Source organism: Verminephrobacter aporrectodeae subsp. tuberculatae At4, assembly GCF_000193225.1.
In the GTDB taxonomy this organism is placed as follows: domain Bacteria; phylum Pseudomonadota; class Gammaproteobacteria; order Burkholderiales; family Burkholderiaceae_C; genus Acidovorax; species Acidovorax aporrectodeae.
This window is the reverse complement of the sequence record NZ_AFAL01000994.1, coordinates 1-5,546: the sequence shown is the minus strand read 5'-3', so window position 1 is coordinate 5,546 and position 5,546 is coordinate 1. Positions and strand designations below refer to the sequence as shown.

The following is a 5,546-nucleotide window of genomic DNA, read 5'->3' as shown; positions in this document are numbered from 1 at the left end:
GCCCGCGGCCGCGCCGGCCACGCCCGGCCGGCGCGGCAGGATGAGCGTCAGCGGGCCGGGCCAGAAGGCTCTGATCAGCGCCTGCGCAAACGCGGGGAGCGCGCGGGCAAAGTACTCGACGTCTGCGGCCTGCGCCACGTGCACGATGAGCGGATGGTCGATGGGCCGGCCCTTGGCGGCAAAGATTTGCGCCACGGCGGCGTCGTTGCCGGCGTCGGCCCCCAGGCCGTACACGGTTTCGGTGGGCAGGCCGAGCAGCGCGCCGCCGCGCACGGCGCGGGCTGCACGGGCAATGGCGTGGGGGTCATTGGCGTCGAGGATCATGCTCGGAATCAAAAGGCTTCGATGCCCAGCAGGGCCGCGGCCTGCAGGGCAGTTGCGCGCGCGGCCTCGGGGGTCGCTCCGCTGACGTTCAGGTGCCCCATCTTGCGGCCGCGCCGGGCCTCGCGCTTGCCGTACAGGTGCAGCCGCGTTCCCGGCAGGGCCAGCACCGCGGCCCAGGGCGGGGGCTGCTCGCCGCCGCCCGGCGCAAACCACAGGTCGCCCAGCAGGTTGAGCATCACGGCAGGGCTGTGCTGGCGCGGCGGGGTCAGCGGCAGGCGGGCCAGGGTGCGCAGTTGCAGTTCGAACTGCGACAGGTCGCAGGCGTCCTGGCTGTAGTGGCCGCTGTTGTGCGGGCGCGGGGCGATCTCGTTGACCAGCAAGCTGCCGTCTTGCAGCACGAAGAATTCGGTGCACAGCACGCCCACGTACTGCAGGCCGTCGGCGATGGCCATCGCCGCCGCGAGCGCCCGTTCGGCGAGCGCTCGCGGCAGATTTCCGGCAAACACCTCGGTCACGGCCAGGATTCCACCGCGGTGCAGGTTGCGCTGCACGGGCAAGTGCACGATGGTGCCGTCGGCGCCGCGCGCCACGATCACCGAGCATTCCAGCGCCAGCGGCAGCATTTTTTCCAGCACGCACGGCTGCCTGCCGAGCGCGTCCCAGGCGGCGGCCAGTGCGCCAGCGGTTGGCACCCGCACCTGGCCCTTGCCGTCGTAGCCCAGGCGCGCGGTCTTCAGGATGCCGGGCAGCAAGGCGGCGGGTACGGCGGCCAGTTGCGCGGCCGTTTCGACGACGGCATACGGCGCGCAGGCCACGCCGCAGCGCGCGAAATGGGCCTTTTCCTGCACGCGGTCCTGCGCCACGGCCACGGCAGCGGCGGCGGGCGAGACCGGGCACTGCGCGGCCAGCGCGGCCAATGCGGCGGCGGGAACGTTTTCAAATTCGGTCGTGACGGCGGCGCTCAGGCGGGCCAGTTCGGCCAGGCCCTGCGGGTCGTCGTAGCCCGTGCAGATATGGTGCTGGCTCACCAGACCCGCGGGGCTTTCGGGGTCGGCGTCGAGCACGGCCGTGCGATAGCCCATGGCCTGCGCCGCGTGCACGAACATGCGCCCGAGTTGGCCGCCACCGAGCACGCCCAGCGTGCTGCCGGGCAGGATGGGTTCGTCCGGGGGCGTCATGCGGTGGGCGGCAGGGTCGCGCTGCGCGCCGCTTCGGTCTGTTCGGTGCGAAAGGCTTGCAGGCGCTGGCGCAGTTCGGGGCGCTCGGCGGCAAGCAGCGCCACGGCGAACAGTGCCGCGTTCGCCGCGCCGGCGCTGCCGATGGCAAAGGTCGCCACGGGAATTCCCCTGGGCATCTGCACGATGCTGTGCAGCGAATCCAGGCCCTGCAGATGCCGGCTGGCCACGGGAACGCCGAGCACCGCAACGGTGGTCTTGGCGGCCAGCATGCCGGGCAGGTGGGCCGCGCCCCCGGCCCCGGCGATGATGGCCCTGAGGCCCCGGTCGGCGGCGGCCTCGGCGTAGGCGAACATGTCGTCGGGCATGCGGTGCGCGGACAGTACGCGGGCCTCGTGGGCGATGCCGAACTGCTCAAGAATCTGCACTGCATGCTGCATGGTGTCCCAGTCGCTGCCGGAACCCATGACCACGCCGATCTCTATGGGTTTCATGGTGGTGGAGGTGCTCGATCGTGGGCGCAGCCCATGGCACCGGGTGAATGAAACCCGCGATTTTACGTTTTGCGCCCTGGGCTGGCGGCACGCGGCCACCGCGATGCGCCAAAATAGCGCGCTCAGGAAGCACCACCGGCCCCCGGCCCGAACACCACCATGATCGACGTTACCGCAAAAAATTTTGAAGCCGAGGTGCTTGCCGCCTCGATGGACACCCCCGTGCTGGCGGACTTCTGGGCGCCCTGGTGCGGCCCCTGCAAGTCGCTGGGCCCGGTGCTGGAGAAGCTGGAAACCGAGTACGCGGGCCGCTTCAAGCTCGTGAAGATCGATTCGGACCAAGAGCAGCAACTCGCGGGCATGTTCGGCATCCGCAGCATCCCCACCTGCGTGCTGCTCATGAACGGCCAGCCCGTGGACGGCTTCATGGGGGCCCTGCCCGAGGGCCAGGTGCGCGCCTTCCTCGACAAGCACCTGCCCAGCACCGAGGCCATGGCCGCCGAAGCCGAGGAAGAGCAGGCCCTCGAAGCCCTGGCCGGTGGCGACACCGAAACGGCGCTGGAAAAGCTGCAGCACGCCGTGGCGACCGACCCCGCGAACGACGACGCACGCTTTGACTACGTCCGGCTCCTGTTGCAGTTCCACCGCGAGGACGACGCCCGGACCGCGTTCGCCCCCGTGCTCGCCAAGGCTGCGGGCGCACGCAAGCTGGGCGCGCTGAAGGCCTGGCTGGACGCGCTGGATTTCGTCGCCACCGGGGCATACGACGAGGGCACCGAGGCCGGATTCGCTGCGCGAATTGCCGCCAACAAGCGCGATTTCGACGCCCGCTACGCGCGTGCGCGCTGGCTCATGGCGCACCAGCACTGGACCGACGCGATGGACGAGTTGCTCGAAATCCTCATGCGCGACAAGGCCTGGGGCGACGAGATCGCACGCAAGACCTGCGTGGCCATCCTGGACATCATCGAGCCCCCGAAGGCCAAGGTGGCCGAGGGCCAGATCCCGCCCGACGACCCGGTGGTCGCCAGCTACCGGCGCCGGCTCAGTTCGGTGGTGCTCAGCTGAGGAGCCGCGGTCGCGCGGGCTTCATGCTGCGGGCTGGCCCGTGAGCCGCTCGAACGCCTCGCGGTACTTGGCGACGGTCTTTTCGATCACGGCCTGGGGCAGGCGCGGCGCGGGAGCGGTCTTGTCCCAGGGTTTGCCATTCACCTGCACCTGTTCCAGCCAGTCGCGCACGAACTGCTTGTCGTAGCTCGGCGGGTTGTGGCCCGCGGCCAGCGCGGCCGCATGGCCTTCCACGGGCCAGTAGCGCGAGCTGTCGGGCGTGAGCACCTCGTCCATCAGCACCAGTTCGCCGTCGGGCGCGAGGCCGAACTCGAACTTCGTGTCGGCAATGATCAGGCCCTTGTCCAGGGCCACGTCAGCCGCCGCGCGGTAGAGGGCGATACTCAGATCGCGGATGCGGCCGGCGCGCTGCGGGCCGATCATCTCCACCGTGCGTTCAAACGGGATGTTCTCGTCGTGCCCGCCCGGCGCCGCCTTGGTCGCCGGCGTGTAGATCGGCTCGGGCAGCCTGGCGGCGTTGGCCAGGCCCGCAGGCAGCGGCACGCCGCAAACCGATTGCCTGGTCTGGTATTCCTTCCAGCCGCTGCCGGCCAGATAGCCGCGCACCACGGCTTCGACCGGAATCGGTTCGAGGCGCCGCACGAGCATCGAGCGGCCGCGGATCTGCGCGGCCTCGTCGGGGCTGACCACGCTCTCGGGCGGCTCGCCCGTCAGGTGGTGCGGGCAAATGTGGCCGAGCCGGTGAAACCAGAACAAGGCCATCTGCGTGAGCAGTTCGCCCTTGCCCGCAATGGGCTCGCCCATGATCACGTCGAAGGCCGACAGCCGGTCGCTGGCCACCATCAGGATGCGGTCGCTGCCCACGGCGTAGTTGTCGCGCACCTTGCCGCGCGCGAGCAGGGGCAGCGAGGTCAGGCAAGAGGTATGCAGGGCTTTGGAGCGGGGCAGGATCATGGTGTTGCAGGGTGTCGGCAGGGCGCCGGACACATCCGCATCTGCTGCTGACAGGCCCCCGGCCCGCGGATTCTACGCGGGGGGTATCGCGCGAGCCGGTTCGCCGGCAGCGGGCGGCTGCGCTTCCTGTTCCTGCTCCTGCAACGCCCGCCACATCACCTTGCCGCTGCCGCTCTTGGGCAGCGCGCCGACGAACTGCACGCTGCGCGGCACCTTGTAGACCGCCATGTTCGCGCGGCACCAGTCGATGAGCTGCTGTTCGGTCGTGTCCCCGTGCGTGGCGCGCAGCACCACCACGGCTTTGACGCTCTCGCCGCGGTAGCTGTCCCTGGTGGCGATGATGCAGGCATCCTGGATGGCGGGGTGGCGGAACATCATCGCCTCGACCTCGGCGGGCCAGACCTTGAAGCCGCTGGCGTTGATCATGCGTTTGATGCGGTCGGTCAGGAAGAAGTAGCCGTCCCCGTCCACGTAGCCCAGGTCGCCGGAGCGGAAAAAGCGCTTGCCCTCGAATTCGATGAGCGCCGACGCGCTCGCGTCCGGGCGCTTCCAGTAGCCGACGAACACCTGGGGGCCATGGATGATGATTTCGCCCTGTTCGCCGACGGGCATCTCCTGCAGGGTCTCGGGATCGACCACGCGCGCATCGACGCCCATGTAGGGGATTCCCAGGCATTGCTGCCGCGGGTGCTCGGGCGGGTTGGCGTGCGAAGGTGCGGCGGTCTCCGTCAGGCCGTAGCCTTCGGCGTAGCGCAGACCGTATTGCTCGAACAGGCGCTGGGCCACGGCCTGGGGCATGGCCGCGCCACCGCCGCCGATGTAGACCAGGCTGGAGAGGTCGTGCTGGGCGAGGTTCGGGCTGCCCAGCAGGTCGATGATCATCGTGGGGATATTCGTCCAGTGGGTCACCCGGTGGCGCGCGATGAGCCTTCCGGCCAACTCCCTGTCCCAGCGGGGCATGACGACCAGGGTGGCAGCGCTGTAGATGGCCGTGTGCAGCATGTTCACGATGCCGGTGATGTGGAACATGGGCGCCACCGCCAGCATGATGTTGTCTGCCGCGCAGTTGCCCCACAGGCTGCTGGCCACGGTGTTGTGCATGATGCTCTTGTGCAGGTGCATGCAGCCCTTGGGCAGGCCGGTGGTGCCGCTGGTATAGGGCAGCAGCGCCAGGTCGTCGGGGCCCACGCGCAGCGCCGGCGGGGGGGCCGTACAGGCCAGCGCGTCCGCCCAGGCGTGGGTCTGGCCGCCGTCGAGCGCGGGCAGGGAGTGGCGCGTGAGCAGCCATTGCCGCCAGGCCTCGGGCAGGGCGTCGGCGCCCGCCGTGTCCGGGTCGAAGGCGTCGCTGAACTGTGTTGCCACCAGATGCGCCAGGCGCTTGGCCGGTGGCAGGGCGTTGCTTGCCCGGGCCAGTTCGGGCGCCAGGTCCGCCGTGGTGATGGCCAGCCGGGTGTCGGGGTCGGTGATGTAGTGTTTGAGCTCTTCGGCGCGGTTCATGGGGTTCACCGGAACCACCACCGCGTTCGCCCGC

Annotated in this window: 6 protein-coding genes; 1 reads left to right on the top strand and 5 read right to left on the bottom strand. The window is 69.9% G+C overall.

Annotated elements, in window-relative coordinates; translation table 11 throughout:
* The 3 genes from VTU_RS0124320 to purE form a co-directional block, all read right to left on the bottom strand.
* A partial coding sequence (locus VTU_RS0124320; protein WP_010110312.1) for an L-threonylcarbamoyladenylate synthase occupies positions 1-324 on the bottom strand: 324 nt, incomplete at its 3' end.
* Positions 325-332: 8 nt separating this feature from the next.
* Complete coding sequence (locus VTU_RS0124315) at positions 333-1,502, bottom strand: 5-(carboxyamino)imidazole ribonucleotide synthase (RefSeq protein ID WP_010110311.1); 1,170 nt, start codon at positions 1,500-1,502, stop codon at positions 333-335.
* Positions 1,499-1,993, bottom strand: coding sequence for a 5-(carboxyamino)imidazole ribonucleotide mutase (gene purE, locus VTU_RS0124310; RefSeq protein WP_010110310.1), 495 nt, complete (start codon positions 1,991-1,993; stop codon positions 1,499-1,501). Before purE ends, VTU_RS0124315 begins: the two co-directional genes overlap by 4 nt.
* A gap of 159 nt (positions 1,994-2,152) precedes the next feature.
* Here purE and trxA point away from each other — a divergent pair, with 159 nt between their 5' ends.
* A complete protein-coding gene (trxA, locus tag VTU_RS0124305; RefSeq protein WP_010110309.1) occupies positions 2,153-3,061 on the top strand; it encodes a thioredoxin in 909 nt (302 codons plus the stop codon).
* A 21-nt stretch (positions 3,062-3,082) separates the two neighbouring features.
* Here trxA and VTU_RS0124300 read toward each other — a convergent pair whose 3' ends face one another.
* Together VTU_RS0124300 and VTU_RS30225 are read right to left on the bottom strand one after the other, a co-directional pair.
* Positions 3,083-4,015, bottom strand: coding sequence for a phosphoribosylaminoimidazolesuccinocarboxamide synthase (locus VTU_RS0124300; protein WP_010110308.1), 933 nt, complete (start codon positions 4,013-4,015; stop codon positions 3,083-3,085).
* A gap of 72 nt (positions 4,016-4,087) precedes the next feature.
* On the bottom strand, positions 4,088-5,546 hold a 1,459-nt coding region (locus VTU_RS30225), incomplete at its 5' end, for a long-chain-fatty-acid--CoA ligase (RefSeq protein WP_010110307.1).

Coding starts and splice junctions, on each gene's coding strand:
- VTU_RS0124315 (WP_010110311.1), bottom strand. CDS start 1,502: ATGACGCCCCCGGACGAACCCATCCTGCCCGGCAGCACGCTGGGCGTG.
- VTU_RS0124300 (WP_010110308.1), bottom strand. CDS start 4,015: ATGATCCTGCCCCGCTCCAAAGCCCTGCATACCTCTTGCCTGACCTCG.
- trxA (WP_010110309.1), top strand. CDS start 2,153: ATGATCGACGTTACCGCAAAAAATTTTGAAGCCGAGGTGCTTGCCGCC.
- purE (WP_010110310.1), bottom strand. CDS start 1,993: ATGAAACCCATAGAGATCGGCGTGGTCATGGGTTCCGGCAGCGACTGG.